The sequence below is a fragment of the Erysipelatoclostridium sp. MSK.23.31 genome, assembly GCF_019125875.1.
Lineage (GTDB): Bacteria > Bacillota_I > Bacilli_A > Erysipelotrichales > Coprobacillaceae > Thomasclavelia > Thomasclavelia ramosa.
Genome location: NZ_JAHOCB010000003.1, coordinates 13,152 through 36,093, shown reverse-complemented (window position 1 = coordinate 36,093; position 22,942 = coordinate 13,152). Strand labels below are relative to the sequence as shown.

Here is a 22,942-nt window from a genome sequence, read left to right as displayed (position 1 = left end):
CTATAGCTCTAATAATAATCAAACTTATACTCTATAATATTGTATTAGGCACACCATAAGTATACTGTTCTAATATCAAAATAACAAATCATATGCCTAAAATAAACTACTTTGCAAAAAACCTGAAGTAATCGTCAAAGACTGTGGTACTGTCCTTAAAAGTGCTTCAATATGACGATTTTCTAACCAGTCATGATTTAAATGCTCCTCTAAAATCAATGGCATTCGATCATGAATCTCACACATACTTTTATTTGCTTTTGTTGTAACAATAGTCACTTCTGTTTGCCCGTTAACATTTCGATAAATTCCTGTCATTAACAATAACGATCGTTTTTCGTTTTCAAAAGTGAACTTATGTTTATGACCGTCCCATTCATAGAAGCCACTAGCTGGAATAAGGCAACGATGAGTAATCACTTCTTTTTTAAAGAATGGTTTTTCCAATAAAGTTTCACTTCGCGCATTAATAATTAATTTATTATCAAAAGTACTAAAGCCCCATTTTGCCTTTTTTAATTCTAATTTATTATCTCGATCAATAATGATTGGTACAATATTACTTGGATAATAATCTTTAGCAATTAATAAATCACGTTCAAATGTATAGTCAATTCTTTCTTCCAATTCCATCAAGGCTTTTAATTCTAAAAAATATCTGCCACACATAATAATCTCCTATTTTACCAATTCACATTTTAAAAACTCTAAGATTTGCGCATTTAATGAATCATCATTTTTTATCTCACTTAACATGGCAACTTCATTACAACATTCACCACATATATCAATCCCAATAACATCGCCACGTTTAATTAAATCTGCTAAAATTAATTTAAATTCAATTAACCGCATCTGCCCCTGCTGCCAATCAGTCGTGACTACTTGTTCACTTAAAACATCTTTATCAATTGAAAAATAAACAGGATATTGTTTCAAAAGTTCATCAATTATCTTCCAAACTTTTAAATCACCAAGATCATTATCACACAAATAAATAACGCGCTCCCTATACTTAGGATCGATTAAATCAACTTGTTCTTGTGCAATTCCAATCAAAATGATCTGTTTTAAATATTGATTATTTTTTAAAGCATTTAAGATCCATGATCCACAGCTTAAAATATCCCCAAACATCGGTTTAATCATATCACTATGATGATCAAAGACTATTAAAATAAAATCATAATTTATCTTCCTTATCCAAAATTCACTTACATAATGAAAATTACCTGAATCAATAAAATGTATTCCTGCAGGCAGATAATCACCTATTCTTTTAATGATCTTCGCTTTTGCCTCCTCACTGCAATAACCACGTGTCCCCTTAATATCTAAACAATCAATCCAATTAATATTTTTATGCTTATAAAAACTTTCTAACTCATAAATACCAGTAAAATCCATGACAGTTAATTTCCTTTCATTTACAATACTTACCCCATAAAACCAGCTCCATTTAATGCTTATAACAAAAACATTCTAATTCATGATCATCAACAATACCTATTGCTTGTAAATATGAATAAATAGTTATTGAGCCTACAAAACTCATTCCTCTTTTTTTTAAATCCATCGAAATATCATCAGATAACTTCGTTGTTGTTTTAAAATTATTATCCTTATTTTTAATAATTTGATGGTTACTAAAACCCCAAAGATAGTCAGAAAAACTACCAAATTCAGTTTGAATATTTATAAAAATTTTAGCATTATTAATTGCTGCACCAATTTTTCGTTTACTTCTTATTATTTTTTCATTTGCTAATAACTCCATTACTTTTTTATCATCATAGTTAGCTATTTTAATTACATCGAAATTATCAAATGCCACTCTAAAAGCTTCTCGTTTTTTTAAAATAGTTATCCATGATAATCCTGCTTGAAATGTTTCTAATAAGAACATCTCATATAATTTTTCATCATCATAAACCGGTACACCCCATTCATGATCATGATAATTTTTATAAATTTCTGACTTTTCATCTACCCATGAACACCTTTTTACCATCATCATTCTCTCCTTTTTAACTATTTTATCATGCTTATAAGAATAAGCAAATATTACACAAAAAAAACTATCCCAGTTAAAATTACTCATTCATCATATTTAACTTTTTAAATATTTTTTCCAGCAGCTAAAATAATAAATTATATTACTTTTAATATTGTTTAGTTTTTAGTACAATATTTCAAGATGTTAGAGGAGATTTAAAATGGATAACAATAATAATGATGTAACAAAAAAATATGGATTATTTACAGCCATTACAATGATTGTTGGAATTTGTATTGGCTCGGGTATATTCTTTAAAAGTGATAATGTTTTAATTGCTACAAACGGCAGTATTGCACTAGGCGTGCTATCATTTATCTTAGCCGCAATTTCAATCATTTTTGGTTGTCTTACAATCGGTGAATTAGCATCTCGCACTGATAAAGTTGGGGGGCTAATCTCATATGCTGAAATGTTTTTAACTCGTAAAGTTGCATGTGCTATGGGCTGGTTTCAAACCTTTGTTTACTATCCTACAATTACTTCTGTTGTAGCTTGGGTCATTGGAGTTTATATAAACATATTATTTAATTTACAAGCCAGTTTAGAATTTGAAATTTTAATTGGTTATATCTTTTTACTACTTTGTTTTGTTTACAATATTCTTTTACCAAAATTTGGTGCTTTTATCCAAAATAGTACAACCCTAATAAAACTACTCCCCTTATTTATTTTAGGAATATTGGGAATTATTTTTGGTGATCCTATTAATGGTTTAGCAAATACTAGTATCAATACACTAAGTGGTACTGGGTGGATTTCTGCCCTTGGTCCCATTGCCTATTCATTTGATGGCTGGATCGTAACAACTTCTATATCTCATGAACTAAAAGATGCTAAGAAAAATATGCCTAAAGCATTAATGCTAGGCCCATTAATCGTTTTAAGTATCTATGTTTTATACTTTATTGGTATCTCATGTTATGTTACACCTGAAGTAGTTATGACTTTGGGGGATCGTCATGTCAGTTTGGCAGCACAAAATTTATTTGGTCCAGCCTTTAGTAAAATGATTATCATTTTTATAATTATTTCGGTTATTGGAACTGTTAATGGTTTAGTCATTGGCTATATTCGCATGCCATATTCATTATCTTTACGTAAAAATATGTTTCCCTTTTCTAAACATTTGCGTAAAATCGATAAACGTTTTCAAATGCCTTTAAATTCAGCTATCTGTAGCTTGATTATTTGTACGATTTGGATGTTCGTCCATTATTTATGTACTAAATACAACCTATTATATAATAGTGATGTATCTGAGGGAGCTATCGGAATATCCTATATCTTCTATACTTTATTATATATAAGGGTATTTAAAATGTATCTTGATAAGGAAATTAAGAGTAAATTTAAAGGTTTAGTTTGCCCGATTTTAGCAACTATCGGCTCATTGATTATCCTATCTGGAGGTATTCAAAATAAACTATTTATTTTCTATATTATATTTTGTATTTTACTTTTTCTATACTCATTATATTACTATCAAAAAAATAATCACTAAATAATAAACCATCTCTTAGAATCAAGAGATGGTTTATTATTTATAAAGTTGATTCATTCCATAAAAATTCTTCTATATCTTCATAACTTGAAATCTCTCGATCAAAAACATAAGCAAAAAATTGCTGCAAATTCGGTATATCATATTGTTTAAAATCCACAATATACAGCATTTCATATACTTCTTTCTTCAAAATCCGTAAATCTGAAATAAAGTAACACCGCATAAGTTTTACAGCATCTTCAAAAATATCTTTTTGCATAATTAACCATCCTTTCAAGTCATATATCTATTTCTTCTCTTTATCCTGACTCCGCTTGATTTGTAATTTCCCATTGACCTTATTAACTTCAAAAATAAACGGATTTTGCTGGAACCAGAGTAAATCAGCAGCCTTTAAATTCCACTGTTTATAAGCAATAATAAAAGTTTGATAAACCAGCTCTTCAGCTTCTCTTCGAGTCTCTAGAGCCGATTCGAAATTTGAATATGTTCCTAAATCAAAACGTTTACCTTTAAAACCAATACTAGCTCGATATTTATTATTTTTCAGTTTATAAATACCGCATGCTCCACTAGTATTATTTCTTTTTAATTTTTGTGAGTTAATAAACTCTATACATGTACCATCAACTAAATGAAGATTATTATAAACACTTTCAGTAATCTCTTTTTTCTACACCCACAACCGACATACTGCCCGTGCATTAGCCCAGTTTCACTAACTTCTGTGTTCTTTTTTTCTGTTGGAGAAATTGCCATAAGTCGCCAAACTTCTGTCCTTTTTTAGCCTTGTTTTTAGGAATACAGCCACAATTAGTGATTGTCCCTCGTTTCAGTTTTTTTGTATTAACAAATGTTATTTTTCCACACTCACATCTACATTCCCATACTTTATATCGAGCTTCTAATTTATTTGTTTCAGCCAAGACGAGTAATTTACCGTATTTTCTGCCAACTAGACTTTTAGTCTTTTTCATTAATTGAATTTACTTTCAGCTTAGAAGCAGATAAACAAATTTATAATTAAACAACATAACTGTGTCCTCATTTATTCGTTCATCCCTCCTCAATAATTCTAGTACTAATAATGTAAAATTGTGTTTATACTTGTCTTGCACATAGTACAAATTCGTCCGCATAAAGTAGACTTATTCATTCGAAAAGATAAAGCTTTATTTTTAACGAAAAAACTATAAAAAACACAAATTTCTTTCTACTATGATTAATTTTGATGTACTATCTGTCAATTTTCATTATACATTTGTTGAACGATAAAGTCTACTATTTTCATAATAATCATCACTTCAAATGAACCCATCTTAAAAATGTATCTTGAGAAACATTAATAGTAGTGGCTGCTTCCCTTGAGGTGATTTTTTTATTTAACCATTTTTCCTTTAAATCATAAAACTCTACTGGAATAGGAATGCATGGTCTACCAAATTTTACGCCTCTTTTTTTAGCAGCCTCGATTCCTTCACGCTGTCTTTGCTTGATACTTTGTCGTTCGGTTTCGGCTACATATGAAAGAATTTGAAGTACTAGATCTGCAATAAATGTCCCTGTAAGATTTTCTTTTCTTGTTCTAGTATCTAGTAGTGGCATATCTAAAACAACGATATCTGCTTTTATTTCTTTTGTAATGACTCGCCATTGCTCTAAGATTTCTTCATAGTTTCTGCCTAGACGGTCAATCTCTTTAATCACTAAAATATCTTGCTCTTTCAATATTTTAATTAATTCACTGTACTTGGGTCTATCAAAATCCTTACCGCTAAACTTATCAATATAAATATTTTCCTTTTTTACTGGAAATTGTGATAAAGCAATAATTTGCCTTGCTTCATTTTGGTCTTTTGAAGAAACTCTTGCATAACCATAAATATTTGTCATAAACTAAAACCTCCTAAATTTATGCAGTATTATAAAAATATCTGCATAAATATTATTAACAAGTTATGATAAATCTATATTACTGAATGTAAAAAAAGTTAGTAATAAGTCGATGTTACTAACTAGCTAGAAATATTATTACTTTATAAATTGATTTTAATGAATAAATAATTTATTAAAATCAAAACAGGAAATATCAAGATAGGAGAAAATTATGACTAAATCAAATACAATTATTGAATTAAAAAAACAAGGTGTAGTTGCAGTAATTAGAGGAACAAGTTATGAAGAAGGTCACCAAACAGCCACCGCTTGTATTAAAGGAAATTTAAAAGCTATTGAGATTGCTTATACTAACAATAATGCTGACATGATTATTAAACAATTATCAAGTGATTATCAAAATAATAATACTGTTTTAATTGGTGCTGGAACTGTTTTAGATGCACCAACTGCAAAAAACGCTATTATGGCTGGAGCTAAATATATAGTATCACCAGCTTTTAATCAAGAAACTGCTATAATTTGTAATCGCTATGGTATTCCTTATATTCCTGGCTGTATGACCATTAAAGAAATCATTACTGCTATGGAATATGGCTGTGAAATTATCAAATTATTTCCAGGAAGTGCTTTTGGTCCTAACTATATTAACGCAATCAAAGGGCCCTTACCGTATGTTTCCTTAATGGTAACTGGTGGTGTTAACCTAAATAATGCAGCTGAGTGGTTTAATGCTGGTATTGATGCTATTGGCATTGGAGGAGAGTTAAACAAACTGGCAGCTAAAGGTCAATTTGAAACAATCAAAGAAATTGCACAAAAATATGTAAATACTAAAACTAGAAAATAATTCTTATATCTCAATAATATAATAAAAAACTATTATTTAATATTTTGTTATAAAATTAGATTATAAGAGAACTCCCAATATTACTAATAATTCAAAATAAAAATACTTTTTGCGGCTATCTAACACTTTGTGTAATCAAACTTATCAATTGCAGAAATAAAAGATTTCTGCAATAAATTAAATACTAATATAAATTAAGGAGTAATTTCTGAATTGAATAGAAACTACTCCCTTTAATTTGATTGTAATTATTTAAATAGTATAATACTTGACATAGTCTTATATTCTTATCTATAAAACACTTTTTATGATTTTAAAAATATTTTTATAAACGAATTATTTAAATAATTTTTACATATTAAGATGCACCCCTTTCATTTGAATATACATGTCCAAGATTCCAAGTATATATCAAACTTTGGGGTGCACTTCATTTTAATAAGAACTTTTTAACTGCGAGATACCTATAATCATAAATATTACATTTCACAAAAACTATATTTTTTATTATAAGTTATTAGAGACTCCTTTTTTAGCTAGTCTATTGCTACACCTGCGCTTACATAACCTGCAACAGTGTTGACTAAACTCAATCCAGATGCCCGTGCAGTTAAAACAAGCATTAATCTTGTTCCCGCCGGAACATTAATATTTAAGCCAGTTAATATTCCCTTAGAAATCGTTCCTATAGAAATTACACCTGTTAGTGAAGGCGTTAATGTTACAGTTGTTCCAGGCACTACAGTCATAGTGTTGTTTGGAGCAATTGATTCATATAATTTTGCTTCAATCGTAATTGTACTTCCCACTAATGATAATGCTGCTGTTGTTGAAAAGAATACATCGATTGAAGTGATGACTCCATCTCTTGGCATTGTAAAAGCAAAGTTTGTTAACGTGCCAGATGGATTGGTTAAATCAATTGTATTACCAATGATTGATATTCCTGGTGCTGAGCTACCAAACCCTATAAATGCAGGGGTACCTACTAAACCACCAGCAATAGTTGTTAAAGATACAGGTAAACCAGATGCAAATGGTATTATTGCTGAAGCTCCAGCTGCCCCTGTTGATCCAGTCGGTCCGGTTGACCCTGTTGCTCCGGTTGCTCCTGTTATCCCAGTTGGTCCTGTCGGTCCTCTATCTCCGTTTGCACCATTTGTACCAGTCGGTCCGGTTGACCCTGTCGCTCCTGTCGCTCCGTCTTCTCCTGTTGCTCCGGTTGGTCCTGTTGCTCCGGTTGGTCCTGTTGCTCCGTCTTCTCCCGTTGCTCCGGTCGGTCCGGTTGCTCCGTCTTCTCCCGTTGCTCCGGTCGGTCCGGTTGGCCCTGTTGCTCCGTCTTCTCCCGTTGCTCCGGTTGGTCCTGTCGCTCCTGTTGCTCCTGTTGGTCCGGTTGGCCCTGTCGCTCCTGTTGATCCAGTCGGTCCGGTTGACCCTGTCGCTCCTGTTGCTCCGTCTTCTCCTGTTGCTCCGGTTGGTCCGGTTGACCCTGTCGCTCCTGTTGATCCAGTCGGTCCGGTTGGCCCTATCGCTCCTGTTGATCCATCTTCTCCCGTTGCTCCGGTCAGTCCGGTTGGTCCTGTCGCTCCCGTTGCTCCAGTCGGTCCTGTCGCTCCTGTTGCTCCGCCTTCTCCCGTTGCTCCGGTCGGTCCGGTTGGTCCTGTTGCTCCGTCTTCTCCTGTTGCTCCGGTTGGTCCGGTTGGTCCTGTCGCTCCTGTTGCTCCGTCTTCTCCCGTTGCTCCGGTCGGTCCGGTTGGCCCTGTCGCTCCTGTTGCTCCGGTCGGTCCTATCACGCCTGTTACTCCGGTTGGTCCGGTTGGCCCTGTCGCTCCTGTTGCTCCGGTCGGTCCGGTTGGACATCTAATAATAATTGGTGGCCTGCATCGGCAACATGGACACCATATACAACCATTATAATTACAGTCTTTCATCTTATCACCTCCTTTATGTGATCTAATATAATATACGCAAATATTTTAATAACTACTGTGTCAATAATCTCATAAAAAATAAAAGACTAATTTTTTCATTAAACTTCTAAAGTAATTATCTAAATAAAAAAGTTACTAGATACATATGTAAATCGTATACCCTTAACGCCTTATAAAAAATAATAGTTTATCATATTATAATAAAAGGACTTACTCCTTTATTAAGGATTAGTCCCTTTTAAATCTTTTTTTACTTCTATTCATCATTTTCAATACGATTAAAATACAATTTATTATGCAAATATGATGGATCATTTGGTTTACATTTTCCTGCCAATTCATTGTAATATTTTGCTGTTTTATAATTACTTAGCTTATCATAACATAAACATAATTGCATATAGGGAATATAATCATAACAATCTGGAGATATAAATGCTCCAGATGTATCATCACGCTCACACGATAATGCTACTGCACTCCAATAGATAGATTGCTCATACTGCTTCAATTCAAAGAAATACTTACCTAAATCACAGCATATCTCTGCTCTTGGCAAATCATAGCAAAGACTATTTAAAAGCCAGGTTATTGCTTCTTGCATATCACCAAGATTGTAAAAACAATAGCCTAAAAATTGACAGGCAGAAATGTTATTTTCTTTCCATCCCTTCTTGGTATTTAAAAATCTTTTAAATTCAGCTACTGCTTCTTGATACAATTGATGATAAAACAGCTCCCGAGCATAATAGAAAATTTCTCGTGGACTAAACATTACCCCTTCATTCAATTTTTCTCTAAATATTCTTAAATTACGATTAACATCACTATTTTTCACCTTACTATGTGTAATTGCAAGATCACTATAAAGCACCTTACCTCTAGGACTTATTACTTCATGTATAAATCCTTCCCAATAAAAATTATCCTTTCTTCTTAATAATCTTTCACGATAATACGTAAATGTCGGCTTATTATTCTGATCAAATTCTGCATTATATTTCATCATAACTACAGAAGTATCTTTTGATAAAGTTTTTTTAAGATTAATCAAACCTTCTTGATCGCTATCTGAAATAATATCATCCGCGTCTAACCACATGCAGTAATCCATAGTTGCCTTTGAAAATGAATAATTCCTTGCTTTAGCAAAATCATCACACCATACAAAATCATATACTTTATCAGTATATTTCAATGCTATCTTTTTAGTTCGATCAGTCGATCCGGTATCCACAATGATTATTTCATCTGCAATCCTTTCAACCGATTTTAAAGCTCTCTCTAATACCATTTCCTCATCTTTTACGATCATACACACACTAATAGTTATCATATATTTCACCACTATAATATATGTCAACAACCCTTAAAATGTGAAAATATTTAAAACAAAAAATGTTCTAAATAAAGAACATTTCTAAATAATCTTAGTTGAGCATTCTTCTAAATTAATTACTTCATCAACAATTGGTAAATAAAATTCCGGTTCATGACTAACTAAAATAACAGCTCCTTTAAAAGCCTTGATTGCGCTTTGTAAAGAATCTTTAGCATCAACGTCCAAATGATTTGTCGGTTCATCTAACACCAAAACATTAGCTTCACGATTCATAATCTTACATAATCTAACTTTGGCATTTTCTCCACCCGATAAAACTTTCATTAAAGATTCAATATGATCAGTTGTTAAACCACACTTAGCTAACATAGCTCTAATCTCACCATTGTTTCGATCTGGAAATTCCTCCCACAAATAGTCTAATGCAGTTTGGGAAACTGCAGATTCTTCTTGTTTAAAAAAACCAATTTCAACAAATGGATCTTTTTCTACTGTTCCACTATAAGGTTTTTGCATCCCAATCAGCGTCTTTAGTAGAGTTGTCTTTCCCAAACCATTGACACCTTTAATAGCAACTTTCTTATTTCTTTCAAAAACAAGATTCATTTCTTTCGTTAAAGGACTATCATATCCAATCACTAAATCCTTACAATCAAATAATACTTTACCTGGTGTTCTAGCTTCTATAAAAGAAAAAGTCGGTTTTATTTTTTCCTTTGGTTTAGAAATAAGATTCATCTTATCTAATTTCTTTTGTCGTGAACTAGCCATATTACGAGTAGCTACCCGTGCTTTATTACGTGCGATAAAATCTTCAAGATCAGCAATTTCTTTTTGCTGCTTTTGATAATCAGCAGCTAACTGACGTTTTTTCAATTCAACTTGTTGTAAATAGTAGTCATAATCACCTTTATAACGAGTCAATACACCATCTTCTAAATGATAAATAATATTAATAACTTGATTTAAAAAACTAACATCATGACTGACTAAAATAAAAGCATTATCATAATTCTTTAAAAAATTGATTAACCAATTGATATGCTGCTCATCTAAATAGTTAGTTGGTTCATCAAGAATTAAAATCATTGGATTCTCTAATAAGAATTTAGTTAGTAAAACTTTTGAACGTTGCCCACCAGATAGCGCATCAACCGGTTTATCTAAACCAATATCATTCAACCCTAGACCACCTGCAACTTCTTTGATTTTAACATCAATTGTATAAAACCCGCCATGATCTAAAATTTCTTGAATTTCACCAACTTCTTCCATCAACTGATTCATCGTTTCATCATCACAATCAGCCATTTGTTCATACATCGATAACATCTCCGCTTCTAGATCATAATAATATTTAAAAGCATCTTGTAATGTTTCATATATAGTTTTTCCTGGGTGTAAAGCTGTGTGTTGGTCTAAATAACCTGTTGAAATTCTTTTACACCATTCAATCTTTCCTGAATCCGGAGCAATCTTACCAGTAATAATATTTAAAAAAGTAGATTTCCCCTCACCATTAGCACCTACTAAACCAATATGTTCGCCATTTAATAATCTAAAACTTGCATTTTCTAAAATAGTTCTTCCACCAAAATCATGACTGACATTTTCCACACTTAATATACTCATTTTCTACCTCAACTTGCAATATTAAAGGAAGATTATCATCTTCCTAATTCAACTATATTATACATTAAAATTACTAACTGTCGAGTCTAAACAATCACTCAATTGAAAAGCCATAGTATCCATTCTTTCCATTCTCTTTAACATAATATAAATAATAATCTGCATTATTAATTAATTCCTCTTTAGATAAACAATTACTAAAAGAATTATAATATCCAGATGAAATAGTGATTTTATCATACCCATATAACTCAAATTTACTATAAACTTGTTCAATAAAACTAATTATCATTTGCTCATTACAATCTACACAAATACAAATAAATTCATCACCGCCAAAACGACAAGAAATTATTCTATCATCATCTTGTTGTAAACTATCAGCAAAATCCTTTAATATTTGATCACCAGTTAAATGACCTAAACTATCATTGTATTCTTTAAAATGATCCAAATCAAAAATAATAATTCCTAATAGTCGACTTTTATTTTTAAACTCACTATATTTATAATGAAAATATCGTCGGTTATAAATCTTAGTTAAATCATCTAGTCTAGACTCCTTAACGATATCTTTTTTTTCTTCCATTGCTTTAAATAGTTCAATTTTATATAAAACACTATTTAAACAAAAATCAATACTTTCTTTTTGATTTTCATGCATCAAATAATAATATTGTTCATATAATTTAGGCAACTGTTCTTTTTCTTCAAAAACAATACAATACTTTATCTTCATTTCTAACATTTCAATTTGATAACGCATTCCAGTTTTACCAAAATCATTCTCCTTTAATAAAAGATAAAGACATTTTGTCCGCTCCTTATCCTTGATTGCAAAAGTAATATACAATAAAATATGATGAATAAAATAAATTGCTTCATTTGCACGAAAACCATGAATCTCATTCCCTAATATATTATCAATAAACTCTAAAGCTTTTGCTACATCACCATGCCCATAGCAAATTAATGCTTTTAATGCTTGCCATAACCGATCAATCGGATCAAATGAAGTATCATTAAATAAATCCTTATTTTCTTCCATTAGAGCAATCGCTTGATCCAATCTTCTTTTTTCACAATAAATTATAATAAGATAACATAACACAAAACGTTTTATTTTATATTCCGGCAGTTTAGGAGAAATCTTTTTGATCTGTTCAAGCGATTCTAAAAAATAAGGTAACGCTAAATCAAATTGACCTAAATTAACAAAAACATCTCCTAAATTACAGTTAAATTTTGCTTTCATTATATAGTCATTTAACTGCTCAGCTAACTTCAATCCTTTGAGATAAAAACCAGTAGCAAGAGAATAATCATTATTACATACTGCAATAGCATATAGGTTGTAAGCCTGCATCAATAAATCTGGATACCCTTTTTCTTCATTTAGAGCCAACATCTCATTCGCTAATTTAACTGTTTCTTGTTGCGATTTACAAGAATAATAGTAATCGATTATGTAATTACTAGCTAAACATAATATGTAATCATCTTTTTGTTCTAGTGCTATTTCTTTTAACTGCAAACATTTTTGATACATTTTCTCGATATCATCAAACTGTAAATGACGGATTTCTTCGACTAAACGATCTATCTCACGCATTAATTTCTCCTTTCTTTAAGCACTTTAATTTCATTATAACATAAGATAGTTCTAATATTGGTTAAAAAATTCCTAGTTTTAACTAGGAATCGTATATCTAATTATTTAAAAAATGTTTTATAATCTTCATAATTTTTTTTCAACAATTCAGGTGTATTTAATCCATACGGACAATGCGACATACATTTGCCACAATTAATACAATTTTCTATTTTTTTCATTTCTTCTTGCCAATGTTCTGACAACCAGCCTGCACTAGGAGCTCGTCGTAACATCAAAGACATTCGAGCACACTGATTAATTTCTATTCCCATTGGACATGGCATACAATATCCGCAACCCCGACAAAATTCACCAGATAACTCTTTTTGATCATGAGCAATTATCGCTTTGATTTCTTCACTCATAATTGGTGGATTATCATTATACTCAATAAATTCATCTAACTCTGATTCTTTTTGAATTCCCCAAATCGGCAATGTATTATCAAACTGCGCTAAATACGCATATGCCGCATCAGAACGGTCTATTAAACCACCTGACAAAGCCTTCATACAAATAAAACCAACATCTTTTTCTTTACATAAATCAACTAGTTCCTCTTCCTTTTTTGAAGCCAAATAACTAAAAGGAAATTGTAAAGTATCATATAAACCACACTCAACAGCTTCTCTTGCTACATGTAAACGATGATTGGTTAAACCAATATATCTAATTTTTCCTTGTTTCTTAGCCTCTAGCATAGCTTCATATAAACCTGATCCATCCCCTGGCTTAGGACAAAACGACGGATTATGAAATTGATAAATATCAATGTAATCTGTCTTTAATAACGATAAACTTGTTTCTAAATCCTTCCAAAAATCCGTTACTGTCGTTGCCATCGTTTTTGTTGAAATATAAATTTTTTGGCGTACCTCACTAAGAGCCTCACCAATCTTTTCTTCACTATCACTATAAGCCCGAGCAGAATCAAAAAAAGTAATTCCATTATCATATGCTTTCTTTAAAATAACTTTTGCTTCTTCCATATTCACTCGTTGAACAGGTAAAGCCCCAAAACCATTTCGATTAACAACAATATTTGTTCTCCCCAATCTTACTGTTTCCATTTTCATCCTCCTACAATTCGACATTTCCTATTTTTATTATACTCCCTTGAGTAAACTTTAAGTCAAGTAAAAAACGAAAGGTTTTAACCTTTCGTTTCATCAAAATTATGATTAATAATTTCTAATAATCTGAACTCATTATCTTCAAATTCAAATTTTAAAATACAACAATTCTTCAAGCCGCCTTTTTGGTCAACTTGACTAGTTTCCTGCCAATATCTCATAAAACCACGACATGCCCCACCATGAGAAACTGCAAGCACAACTTTATGATCTTCCTTCTGCATAATTTCTAATAATGTATCAGCAATTCTTTGGCGCATCTGTAATTCTCCTTCACCGCCATAATTGACAAAAAAATCACCATATGGCAGCGGCGGATTTAAATCTTCACTTTCACCTTCATATATTCCAAAATTCCATTCCTTTAGTCCTTTGACTCGGTGATAAGGTAAATCACAGACTAACTCTAAAGTATCACACGCCCGCTCAGAAGTTGAACTATAAGCATGATCAAAAACGATGTTATTGTCTTTAAAATATTTTCCTGCTATCTTAGCTTGTTTAATTCCTAACTCTGTCAAAGGGGCATCACACCACCCTTGAATTTTTTTACGAGCATTAAATAGCGTTTGCCCGTGACGCATTAAATATAGAGTCTTCTTCACCCGATCAGTCTCCTATTTTTACTATTTTATTTGTGGAAAAACCACAACCAATAACATTTTAAATGCTTCTTGACCATATACAGAATGCGGTTTATTAGCCGGCATAACTAATGTTTCACCACGCTTTAAGACATATTCTTGACCATCAACTGTAAACTTTCCAACACCCTCTAGCACGGTTACCATCGCATCTCCGCTAGAGCCATGCGTTCCAATTTCTTCACCTTTATCAAAAGAAAAAATAGTAATACTTAAAGTATCATTTTGTGCTAGTGTCTTACTAACTACTTGTCCCGCTTGAACTTCCACTTGCGATGCTAATGTAGTTATTTGTTCATGGGGAATATTTTTAATAAATATATCGCTCATATCTTACCTCCTATCAATATTTATTCCCAAGATATGTTTATATTATAGCATAAAAGTTAAATAAAGCGATTAACGATACTGCTTCACTTTAAAATGATAGTTTACTATCTTATTAAGATACTCTAAATCATTTAAATCCTGAATAAATCTTGTGGTTAGCTCTAAGTCAAGATAAAATAAAAAGTGTAATCTCGCTTTTTATTTATATAAAAAGCGAGGATTGATCATTAATAAGAAGTTATAATAAAGAGGGTAACATAAATGGAATGGATTGAACGGCTAAATACAACAATTGAATATATCGAAAATCATTTAACAGAAAAAATTGATTATGAGCAGCTCGCTAAAATAGCTGGCTGCCCTAGTTATCACTTTCAAAAAACTTTCCTTTACATGACTAATATCTCATTATCAGAATATATTCGCAAACGACGTATTTCTTTAGCTGCAGTTGATTTACAAACAGGAGAAGACAAAATCATTGATATAGCTTTAAAATATGGATATGAATCACCAACCGCATTCAACCGTGCTTTCCAAGCAGTTCATGGAATTGCACCCTCACTTGTTAGAAAGAAAAATGTTCAAATCAAGTCATTCCCAGCTCTAAAATTTACCTTTTCAATTCAAGGTCTTGATGAATTAAGTTTTAGAATTGAAAAAAAGGATAGCTTTAAAATCCTAGGAATCAGCTCTCTTTTAAGTAAAGAATTACTAGAAAACTTTGTCCAAATCCCTAAGCAATGGGACAAAGCATTAAATGATGGAACCCTTAACCAACTTTATCGACTTAATAATCAGACTCCGCTAGGATTATTAGGAGTCAATATTCATCAACACGAAGACTGGCGTTATTTCATTGCTGTTAGTTCAACTAATCATAATCAAAATTTTGAAGAATATCATATCGGCAGCGCTACCTGGGCCATCTTTTCTGGTCACGGAACAAATAGAACTCTTCAAGAGCTTCAGCGTCGTGTTATTACAGAGTGGTTGCCTACTTCCGGATATGAATATGCTAATATCCCAGATATAGAAGTTTATCTAAAAGCCGATCCAAATGATGCCATTTACGAATACTGGTTACCAATTATAAAAAAATAAGGAGTTATGTTATGGTAATTACAAATATTAAGGCCTCTTTTCCTAACGATATAAAAACTATTTGGAATATTGTTACTTCCCTAGATAATTATACTTGGCGCAGTGATCTTTCAAAACTGGAAATTATCAAATCACAAGAGCAATTTATCGAATACACTAAAAATGGTTATCCAACAACTTTTACGATTACCTGTTTTAGACCCTACCAGCGTTATGAATTCAGTATGGAAAACAGTAATATGAAAGGTCACTGGATAGGATTATTTTCATCTCACAATGGTATTACTTCAATTGATTTTACAGAAAATATCACACCTAAAAAATTCTTCATGAAACCCTTTGTCAAAAGATATTTAAAAAAACAGCAAGCTGCTTATATTCGTGATTTAACAGCTGTCTTAGAAGCAATAGAACATCGATTTTAATAACAATCCCAATTATACAAGACTTTTGAGAAATTCTTATTCTCTAAGTCTTTTTTTGTTATAAAGAAATTACAAATACCACTATCCCCCCACATAATCTCTTTATCACCAATACCTACACTATCAATTTGTAGTAATAAAATATAATCATCGTACTTTTCACTACTGCGGGGGTCTTCTTGAGTAAATGCAGGATATCCAAACATTTTATGCCCAAAACCGCTAAATTCATTAAATTCATCCTCATACAAAATTTCATCCGGTAAATCATAATATGATGAAATTAAATTATTTGGGTATAAGTTATTCCATTCTTGTGTAAATAAACCATCAAAATGATAATCACCAATACTTATTCCTTCTTCGCCACCAATAAAATGCAGCTTAAAGTTATCAACTATTGGAAAATAACCCTCACCTTCAGGATGATATTTATTAAGTATCTGACTTTCAGATACAGTTTTATCAATACTTGAATAATAAATAACCCGACTTTCTGCTTGCGATATCATATTCTCAAAATCTAAACCATAAAGATCATTATCCATAGCCCAAAATTGCAATAACCTTGCTTCTAATTGATAACTATTCATCGGTAAATCAGCAAAATTAATTTGCCCCAGCAATCGTAATTGTTTATTATCTGTACTTAATGGTACTTCGTCATCTACTCCTAAGTATGGTAATCCCCCAAATTTACTATCAAAAATACTACACTCATCATTACTTAATTCAATTTTAATAACATCTCTTTGAGTATAGTCTGTAATCACCTTCATCGTACTTAAAAACATTTCTTTATTCATTTCTAGTTTTCCTGACTCTTCGACTGGATCTTTTTTCTTTTTAAAAAAATCAAACACTCACCATCACTCCTTTCACTAAAACATAAAACAGCAGCTTCCATTATCATTTCTTTATTTAATTTTAGCACCTTCTTAAAAACAAGCAAACAAAAAACATCTCGATAATTTATAATCCGATTACCGAAATGCTTTTTAAATATCTAAAAATTATAATTTTAAATCATGCATGGCAATTACTTCGACCAATAAAGCAATACCACCAACAAGTAAATAAGCAGCTACAATATAATTTAATACGACGGTTGACATCAATGGCGCAATAATAAATGCTAAAGCTGCTAAAACATTGATTATACCCGTAAATATAACCCAACCATAACTTTCAATTCCAAAAAAGCTTAATTGATGAGCAAAACTCAACTTATTAAGCCCATAAACCATTAAAATAAATCCAAAAATAAAAGCAAATGTATTAATTGTCATTTCAATTGGTGAACATATCAACAAAAGACCAATTAATAAATTACAAATAGCGCTTACAAGGCCACCTGGACCACGAAATAATGGTGGTGCCGCTATATAATCAATGATCTGATAAATTCCTAAAATAAGAATTAACCCGGTTGCAATCGTACCAATTATAGTAACTGATTTTACTGGATAAATCATGCATAGAATAGCACAAATAATCATTAAAATAGCAACAATAATTCCTGCTACTCTTAATGAGTGAATCTTTTTATTCCACTTTCCAACAAATTCACTTCGAAAATCAAAATCATCATTAAATCTTAACATCTCTATCACCTTCTATACTTATATTATAGTCTTCAAAAAATAAAATAATATAAACAAATTTGTCCTTTTGTCTAAAAAATCCTATACTATAATTGGTTTATTATGTTCAGATACGGTATATTAAGCACTGCTTCAATCATTGATCGTTTTATTGCAGGGATTAGAGAAAGCCAAGATAGCTATGTTCAAGCAATTGCATCAAGAAATTTAGAAACTGCCAAAAAAGCAGCAAAACGATTAAACATTGAAAATTATTATGGCAGTTATGATGAATTGCTTTGTGCAAATAATATTGATATTGTTTATATTCCTACAGTTAACAGTCAACACTATGAAAACTGCAAAAAAGCTCTAAAACACCATAAACATGTTATTGTAGAAAAACCTTTTGCTTTAACTGTCTTAGAAGCTAAAGAATTATTCACATTAGCTAAAAAAATAATTGTTTTTTAATAGAAGCACAAAAGGCTCTCTATCTTCCCACAACAAGTAAAGTTAAAGAATTAATCAATAGTGGGATAATCGGAAAAATTAAATACTTAGAATTTAAGGCTGGGTTTCCAGGTCGCTTTACTTACGATCACTGGATGTATGATCTATCGTTAGGTGGTGGTGCTCTTTATGGAAGTGCTACTTATACAATTGAATATCTCCAATATCTTTTTGATCATCCAAATTTAACAATTGATGGTACATGTATCAAGTGCTCTACTGGAGCAGATGAAATATGTAATTTCCAATTGAAGATAAATAATAGTATTCTTGCTTCTTCAACAATCGCTATGAATGTGGCATTAAAAAATGAAGCTGTTTTTTATGGAGAACTAGGTTATATCGTTGTTCCTAATTATTGGAAATCTAATCAGTTAGATCTTTATCTCGATGATGGCAGTCATAGTCATTATGATTTTCCTTATCAAAGTGAATTTGTTTATGAAATTGAACATATTCATCAATGTATTAATAATGGTCGATTAGAAAGTCCTATCATGAATAAAGAAAAAACTATTGAAACAATTAAACTTGTTGAACAGTTATATCAAAAATGGAAATAAAAGAATCTTTGCCATAATAAAATGAACCTCCATTACTTGTAATGTGTACCCTCCTTACTGATTTGTCCAGTAAAGAGGGTACACATCATTGGGTATCCAAATAATGGAAGTTCATTTCAAATTAGAACTAAAACTTTTTATTATTAGTAACAGTGGCATAAAAAGCCACCCCCAAAATAATCACTCCTCCAAGCAGTTCCTTTACTCCAGGAATCTCATGTAACAAAAATATCGCAAAAATAATGCTATACACACTCTCCATTCCCGATATTATTCCTGCAGTTTGCACCTTTACTTTCTTTAAACTACTGACATAAATACTATGAGCAACAGCCGTACATATAACTCCTAGAAAAATAAGCGCAAATAAATCAAGTTTTGTTATTGAAGCTTTAACTATCAGCAATGACGGTAATAATATAATCGCAGCAATTCCTTGTTCATATAAGCAAATCGTTCTCCCTGTATATTTACCTGCAAAATAGCGATTCATCAAGCATAACACCGCATAACTTAAAGATCCGATTAATCCAATAAAGATTCCCAGTGTTATTTGATTGTTAAGTGAGAACTCTGGAATTGTAATTATTACCCCAGCAAACATTGTTAGCGCAATCATTATATTTTTTATTCTAAGCTCTTCATGATATACTAGCGGTTCTAAAAAAGTCACAAAAAGTGGAAAAGTTGAAAAAGTAATTGTTCCAATTGCAACAGTTGATAATTGAATTGCTTGTAAAAAAGTGAACCAGTGAAGTGCCATAACAATACCAGCAGCGATGATTAGAATATAATCTTTTTTATTACTCAATCTAACTTTCTCTTTTTTTATTAAAATTATTATTAATAGAAAAATTGAAGAAAAAGATACTCGTCCAAAGGTAATCAAAATAGCTGGTAGTGTGACAAATTTTCCAATTACTCCGGCTAAGCCAAATAACATAACAGCCAAATGTAATAATCCAACTTCTTTTTTCATCACTTTCCCCTCCTATTTATAGTTAATAATAGTTTAGCTCATTTTTAACAAGAAAAAAAGATAAACCACCTATATCATCGCTGTCCATTTTCTAAACTAAAATGCAAGGCCAATAACTACTTAAAAACCTTCATTATAATTAGTTATTAATAAAATATTTAATTCGTTCAATCGTTGACTGAGTTTCAAGATATTCAGGATACAGAACTTCAAAAACATGTCCTAAATGTTTTCCTTAGAGCAACACACGGTTCAAACATACCAGTTATAAGCCTTCAATACATTTTTAGCCTTTATTGACTAAAAATGTAAGTTATCTCACTACTAATAATACGTGTTGAAAGTGGCGGTAACTATCAATTACATCAATAAGGCAAGCTTTTCGATATATGTCTGAATCTTCATTGTTAACTCCCTGAACCATAACACTAACCTACTGATAAACAAAATTTTTACTGTTAGTCAAAACTTATTAAATCATCTCCACCATGTAACAAAACTCTCTAATCATAATTTCTGGTGGCTGAACATTATATACTTTACAGAGCTCAGGCTGTTTTATGATTACATAAACCAATCCTGCTAAATGCCCACCAGCTGAATCACTCAGTAAAAATAATTTGATCAATATTCCAAAAATATTTATTCTTTGTTTTAGCAACAAACTTTAAAGTCATAATAATTTCCTGAACTTACTGCTTCAACGAGGCTTGTGGTATTAGAGTATAATTTATATTCACAACAGTAAAATTTTTAGCAGCTAGCATAACTACAAATTTTTATTTACTCCTTTATCACCATAAATCCAGGCATCACCGTGAACATCAATGATCATAGACAATGGCTTAGTCGTGGATTAAGGATAATAAATATCTAGTAAATGATTATGATTCCTGTCATCTTGATAAGGAATATCAACTACTTAGTGGACATTTTCGAGAATAGTAAAAATATCATTACTTTTTGGTTGCATTTTAAAACGAGCAAACTTAATAATTGATGGATAAAATAGATTTATACCTATCATCTCCTCATTGAATTATTAATACCACACTATTATGATACTCTTTAGCCCCATTTTCTCTATATTATCGTAAAAAAAGCATCATTTTTAAAATGATACCTTTTAAATAACATATAAAATTATACATAAGAAATGTAACACACTTCCTAATAAGATCCATAAATGCCAAATACTATGCATATAGCGATACTTATTTTGCAAACCATAAAAAACGGTACCAATCGTATAAGCTACACCACCAGCCACAAGTAACCAAATTCCATTATATCCAATAGCTTCCGGCAATAGATTGAATTTAAAGATAATACACCAGCCCATCGCTAAATAACAAATCATTGAAAACTTTTCATTACTTTCAATATCAATTGCATTTAAAATGATTCCTAGAACCGTACAGCCCCAAACAACAGCAAAGATCATCCAAGCCCAAAATGAATCTACTGGTCTTATCGAACACAACACAATAGGTGTATAAGTACCAGCAATCAATACAAAAATTGAACAGTGATCCATAATTTGAAACACTTTTTTACTCTTAGTATTTGGGGAAAGCCCATGATAAATACTACTCATTGTATATAGCAAGATCATTGATATTCCATAAATAATTCCTGAAGCTATACCATAATTGTTATGGCGCAATACTCCAAAAACAATACAAAGTACTAATACGGCAATTCCAAAAACTCCACCTACAATATGAGTAACCATATTAAAAATTTCTTCACCTCGAGTATATTCGGGTAATACTCGATCATCTAATTTTGTTCGTTTCATTGAATACCCCCAATCTATATGTATGAATATAGCCCTATTTCATGTTAATTTCAAGAACATCATATAATAACTTCTTATAAATTTCTTTGATAAAACCAAACTTAGTCACAGTATTTGCCTGTCGATTGCAAAAATATTGTTTTGCTAAAAATCTTTAATTATCCATTTTTAGCTTACTGCTATAAAATATTTAGATATTTAACAAATTAAACTAAATAATCATATTTTCTAACTTTATTATGACAATGTATACAGCTAAAAGATATGTGTTCCGTCCCCGCAAAATAAATAATAATTAAAATTACCATGCTGAATTCCACAATAGCGATAACCAGCTTTTTGTATTTGTTTAAACAGTTTGATTTATTTTCATCCTTCAACAAATAGTTTTCAATAAAATCATTTAAATTTCTATGATAAGCACTAATATAAAAGTTCCCCTATTTTTATTCCATATCCCAGTCTTGTCCTCAAATATATAACTGTTTTGAAGATTTTCTACTATTTTAATTTCTTTATTAAAATTATTTATACTGTAACTCTCTTTTAAATTTTCTAATTTGACTAATAAATAGATCATTATTTTGTAAAGAAATATAAAAATCTTTTTGCTCTGTAACAATATTGAGCCGATCCAAAGAATTAGCTGATGATGCAATTGCATCACGACTTTTCTCTATTCTTATAATTTGTTGATAATAAATTGCAAAATCTTCAGTAATCCCCCTTTCCTTTTAATCCTGATTAAAATAGTCTTTAAACAATTTAATTTATTATAACACCCTAATTAGCTGATTCATCATTTCTATCACTTAACGATTCTTCATCATAAAAATATATCTTAAAAAGACCATTTGACTCAAATTCTCATTTTTCAAATTACTCCTTTATCGATATAAGTATATATTGCTAATCATAACAAAACAAAGATATTCTAATTTTGTAAGTAAAATTACCTTGCTTGATTACTTTACCATCCTTAGTTAATTCTAAAACAAA

Annotated in this window: 24 protein-coding genes; 6 read left to right on the top strand and 18 right to left on the bottom strand. The window is 31.0% G+C overall.

Features of this window, described 5'->3' with window-relative positions; genetic code table 11:
* Positions 1-96 precede the first annotated feature (96 nt).
* From KSU54_RS02600 to KSU54_RS02590, 3 genes are read right to left on the bottom strand one after another with little or no spacing between them, the layout of a single operon-like run.
* A complete protein-coding gene (locus KSU54_RS02600) occupies positions 97-669 on the bottom strand; it encodes an SOS response-associated peptidase (protein WP_003538735.1) in 573 nt (190 codons plus the stop codon).
* Between the two features lie 9 nt (positions 670-678).
* Positions 679-1,407 (bottom strand): arginase family protein, encoded by a 729-nt coding sequence (locus KSU54_RS02595; RefSeq protein ID WP_009008715.1) that lies wholly within the window; start codon positions 1,405-1,407, stop codon positions 679-681.
* A 52-nt stretch (positions 1,408-1,459) separates the two neighbouring features.
* Entirely contained in the window at positions 1,460-2,017 is a 558-nt protein-coding gene (locus tag KSU54_RS02590) for a DNA-3-methyladenine glycosylase I (RefSeq protein ID WP_009008714.1), read from the bottom strand.
* Between the two features lie 199 nt (positions 2,018-2,216).
* On the opposite strand from KSU54_RS02590, the gene KSU54_RS02585 reads away from it, so the two are divergent.
* Positions 2,217-3,560: an APC family permease gene (locus tag KSU54_RS02585; protein WP_117791971.1), complete on the top strand. Its 1,344-nt coding sequence runs from the start codon at positions 2,217-2,219 to the stop codon at positions 3,558-3,560.
* 40 nt (positions 3,561-3,600) lie between these two features.
* Here KSU54_RS02585 and KSU54_RS02580 read toward each other — a convergent pair whose 3' ends face one another.
* The 3 genes from KSU54_RS02580 to KSU54_RS02570 form a co-directional block, all read right to left on the bottom strand.
* Complete coding sequence (locus KSU54_RS02580) at positions 3,601-3,822, bottom strand: hypothetical protein (protein ID WP_003538743.1); 222 nt, start codon at positions 3,820-3,822, stop codon at positions 3,601-3,603.
* Positions 3,823-4,267: 445 nt separating this feature from the next.
* Positions 4,268-4,540, bottom strand: coding sequence for a hypothetical protein (locus tag KSU54_RS02575; RefSeq protein WP_009008711.1), 273 nt, complete (start codon positions 4,538-4,540; stop codon positions 4,268-4,270).
* Positions 4,541-4,862: 322 nt separating this feature from the next.
* Positions 4,863-5,456 carry a recombinase family protein gene (locus tag KSU54_RS02570; RefSeq protein WP_117791970.1) on the bottom strand — a complete coding sequence of 198 codons (594 nt, stop codon included), beginning with the start codon at positions 5,454-5,456 and terminating at the stop codon, positions 4,863-4,865.
* Positions 5,457-5,670: 214 nt separating this feature from the next.
* Here KSU54_RS02570 and KSU54_RS02565 point away from each other — a divergent pair, with 214 nt between their 5' ends.
* Positions 5,671-6,309 carry a bifunctional 4-hydroxy-2-oxoglutarate aldolase/2-dehydro-3-deoxy-phosphogluconate aldolase gene (locus tag KSU54_RS02565; protein WP_009008709.1) on the top strand — a complete coding sequence of 213 codons (639 nt, stop codon included), beginning with the start codon at positions 5,671-5,673 and terminating at the stop codon, positions 6,307-6,309.
* Positions 6,310-6,845: 536 nt separating this feature from the next.
* Here the strand turns inward: KSU54_RS02565 and KSU54_RS02560 are convergent.
* From KSU54_RS02560 to KSU54_RS02530, 7 genes are all read right to left on the bottom strand, one after another.
* Positions 6,846-8,240, bottom strand: coding sequence for an exosporium glycoprotein BclB-related protein (locus tag KSU54_RS02560; protein ID WP_217749031.1), 1,395 nt, complete (start codon positions 8,238-8,240; stop codon positions 6,846-6,848).
* A gap of 256 nt (positions 8,241-8,496) precedes the next feature.
* Entirely contained in the window at positions 8,497-9,576 is a 1,080-nt protein-coding gene (locus KSU54_RS02555; RefSeq protein WP_009008706.1) for a glycosyltransferase, read from the bottom strand.
* An 84-nt stretch (positions 9,577-9,660) separates the two neighbouring features.
* Positions 9,661-11,214 carry an ABC-F family ATP-binding cassette domain-containing protein gene (locus KSU54_RS02550; protein ID WP_117792520.1) on the bottom strand — a complete coding sequence of 518 codons (1,554 nt, stop codon included), beginning with the start codon at positions 11,212-11,214 and terminating at the stop codon, positions 9,661-9,663.
* A gap of 94 nt (positions 11,215-11,308) precedes the next feature.
* Complete coding sequence (locus KSU54_RS02545) at positions 11,309-12,826, bottom strand: GGDEF domain-containing protein (protein WP_003538760.1); 1,518 nt, start codon at positions 12,824-12,826, stop codon at positions 11,309-11,311.
* Positions 12,827-12,927: 101 nt separating this feature from the next.
* Complete coding sequence (locus KSU54_RS02540; RefSeq protein ID WP_022007732.1) at positions 12,928-13,938, bottom strand: aldo/keto reductase; 1,011 nt, start codon at positions 13,936-13,938, stop codon at positions 12,928-12,930.
* 83 nt (positions 13,939-14,021) lie between these two features.
* Entirely contained in the window at positions 14,022-14,606 is a 585-nt protein-coding gene (locus KSU54_RS02535) for a histidine phosphatase family protein (protein ID WP_008792190.1), read from the bottom strand.
* Between the two features lie 21 nt (positions 14,607-14,627).
* Positions 14,628-14,975, bottom strand: coding sequence for a cupin domain-containing protein (locus tag KSU54_RS02530; RefSeq protein WP_217746660.1), 348 nt, complete (start codon positions 14,973-14,975; stop codon positions 14,628-14,630).
* 261 nt (positions 14,976-15,236) lie between these two features.
* On the opposite strand from KSU54_RS02530, the gene KSU54_RS02525 reads away from it, so the two are divergent.
* Both KSU54_RS02525 and KSU54_RS02520 read left to right on the top strand, forming a co-directional pair.
* Positions 15,237-16,079, top strand: a complete 843-nt coding sequence (locus tag KSU54_RS02525; RefSeq protein WP_008792191.1) for an AraC family transcriptional regulator — start codon at positions 15,237-15,239, stop codon at positions 16,077-16,079.
* 11 nt (positions 16,080-16,090) lie between these two features.
* The gene (locus KSU54_RS02520) at positions 16,091-16,504 is read left to right on the top strand and encodes a hypothetical protein (protein ID WP_003538767.1); all 414 of its coding nucleotides are present in this window, start codon (positions 16,091-16,093) and stop codon (positions 16,502-16,504) included.
* Here the strand turns inward: KSU54_RS02520 and KSU54_RS02515 are convergent.
* Entirely contained in the window at positions 16,501-17,367 is an 867-nt protein-coding gene (locus KSU54_RS02515; RefSeq protein WP_117792518.1) for a YwqG family protein, read from the bottom strand. The two genes, KSU54_RS02520 and KSU54_RS02515, sit on opposite strands and share 4 nt — an antisense overlap.
* A gap of 150 nt (positions 17,368-17,517) precedes the next feature.
* Entirely contained in the window at positions 17,518-18,108 is a 591-nt protein-coding gene (locus tag KSU54_RS02510; RefSeq protein ID WP_003538769.1) for an HdeD family acid-resistance protein, read from the bottom strand.
* Between the two features lie 102 nt (positions 18,109-18,210).
* On the opposite strand from KSU54_RS02510, the gene KSU54_RS02505 reads away from it, so the two are divergent.
* Positions 18,211-18,561, top strand: a complete 351-nt coding sequence (locus tag KSU54_RS02505) for a Gfo/Idh/MocA family protein (RefSeq protein WP_117792516.1) — start codon at positions 18,211-18,213, stop codon at positions 18,559-18,561.
* On the top strand, positions 18,561-19,163 hold the full coding sequence (locus KSU54_RS02500) for a Gfo/Idh/MocA family protein (RefSeq protein WP_054322470.1): 603 nt from the start codon (positions 18,561-18,563) through the stop codon (positions 19,161-19,163). Before KSU54_RS02505 ends, KSU54_RS02500 begins: the two co-directional genes overlap by 1 nt.
* Before the next feature lie 127 nt (positions 19,164-19,290).
* Here the strand turns inward: KSU54_RS02500 and KSU54_RS02495 are convergent, their stop codons facing one another.
* From KSU54_RS02495 to KSU54_RS02485, 3 genes are all read right to left on the bottom strand, one after another.
* Complete coding sequence (locus KSU54_RS02495) at positions 19,291-20,142, bottom strand: DMT family transporter (RefSeq protein WP_003538772.1); 852 nt, start codon at positions 20,140-20,142, stop codon at positions 19,291-19,293.
* 1,126 nt (positions 20,143-21,268) lie between these two features.
* A complete protein-coding gene (gene trhA, locus KSU54_RS02490) occupies positions 21,269-21,943 on the bottom strand; it encodes a PAQR family membrane homeostasis protein TrhA (RefSeq protein WP_003538775.1) in 675 nt (224 codons plus the stop codon).
* Positions 21,944-22,467: 524 nt separating this feature from the next.
* Entirely contained in the window at positions 22,468-22,665 is a 198-nt protein-coding gene (locus KSU54_RS02485) for a PH domain-containing protein (RefSeq protein ID WP_084506078.1), read from the bottom strand.
* Between the last annotated feature and the right edge of the window lie 277 nt (positions 22,666-22,942).

Bases quoted from the DNA above. Each gene is read 5' to 3' on its own strand.
- KSU54_RS02600 (WP_003538735.1), bottom strand. From the start codon at position 669: ATGTGTGGCAGATATTTTTTAGAATTAAAAGCCTTGATGGAATTGGAA.
- KSU54_RS02595 (WP_009008715.1), bottom strand. From the start codon at position 1,407: ATGGATTTTACTGGTATTTATGAGTTAGAAAGTTTTTATAAGCATAAA.
- KSU54_RS02590 (WP_009008714.1), bottom strand. From the start codon at position 2,017: ATGATGATGGTAAAAAGGTGTTCATGGGTAGATGAAAAGTCAGAAATT.
- KSU54_RS02585 (WP_117791971.1), top strand. From the start codon at position 2,217: ATGGATAACAATAATAATGATGTAACAAAAAAATATGGATTATTTACA.
- KSU54_RS02580 (WP_003538743.1), bottom strand. From the start codon at position 3,822: ATGCAAAAAGATATTTTTGAAGATGCTGTAAAACTTATGCGGTGTTAC.
- KSU54_RS02575 (WP_009008711.1), bottom strand. From the start codon at position 4,540: ATGAAAAAGACTAAAAGTCTAGTTGGCAGAAAATACGGTAAATTACTC.
- KSU54_RS02570 (WP_117791970.1), bottom strand. From the start codon at position 5,456: ATGACAAATATTTATGGTTATGCAAGAGTTTCTTCAAAAGACCAAAAT.
- KSU54_RS02565 (WP_009008709.1), top strand. From the start codon at position 5,671: ATGACTAAATCAAATACAATTATTGAATTAAAAAAACAAGGTGTAGTT.
- KSU54_RS02560 (WP_217749031.1), bottom strand. From the start codon at position 8,240: ATGAAAGACTGTAATTATAATGGTTGTATATGGTGTCCATGTTGCCGA.
- KSU54_RS02555 (WP_009008706.1), bottom strand. From the start codon at position 9,576: ATGATAACTATTAGTGTGTGTATGATCGTAAAAGATGAGGAAATGGTA.
- KSU54_RS02550 (WP_117792520.1), bottom strand. From the start codon at position 11,214: ATGAGTATATTAAGTGTGGAAAATGTCAGTCATGATTTTGGTGGAAGA.
- KSU54_RS02545 (WP_003538760.1), bottom strand. From the start codon at position 12,826: ATGCGTGAGATAGATCGTTTAGTCGAAGAAATCCGTCATTTACAGTTT.
- KSU54_RS02540 (WP_022007732.1), bottom strand. From the start codon at position 13,938: ATGGAAACAGTAAGATTGGGGAGAACAAATATTGTTGTTAATCGAAAT.
- KSU54_RS02530 (WP_217746660.1), bottom strand. From the start codon at position 14,975: ATGAGCGATATATTTATTAAAAATATTCCCCATGAACAAATAACTACA.
- KSU54_RS02525 (WP_008792191.1), top strand. From the start codon at position 15,237: ATGGAATGGATTGAACGGCTAAATACAACAATTGAATATATCGAAAAT.
- KSU54_RS02520 (WP_003538767.1), top strand. From the start codon at position 16,091: ATGGTAATTACAAATATTAAGGCCTCTTTTCCTAACGATATAAAAACT.
- KSU54_RS02510 (WP_003538769.1), bottom strand. From the start codon at position 18,108: ATGTTAAGATTTAATGATGATTTTGATTTTCGAAGTGAATTTGTTGGA.
- KSU54_RS02505 (WP_117792516.1), top strand. From the start codon at position 18,211: ATGTTCAGATACGGTATATTAAGCACTGCTTCAATCATTGATCGTTTT.
- KSU54_RS02495 (WP_003538772.1), bottom strand. From the start codon at position 20,142: ATGAAAAAAGAAGTTGGATTATTACATTTGGCTGTTATGTTATTTGGC.
- trhA (WP_003538775.1), bottom strand. From the start codon at position 21,943: ATGAAACGAACAAAATTAGATGATCGAGTATTACCCGAATATACTCGA.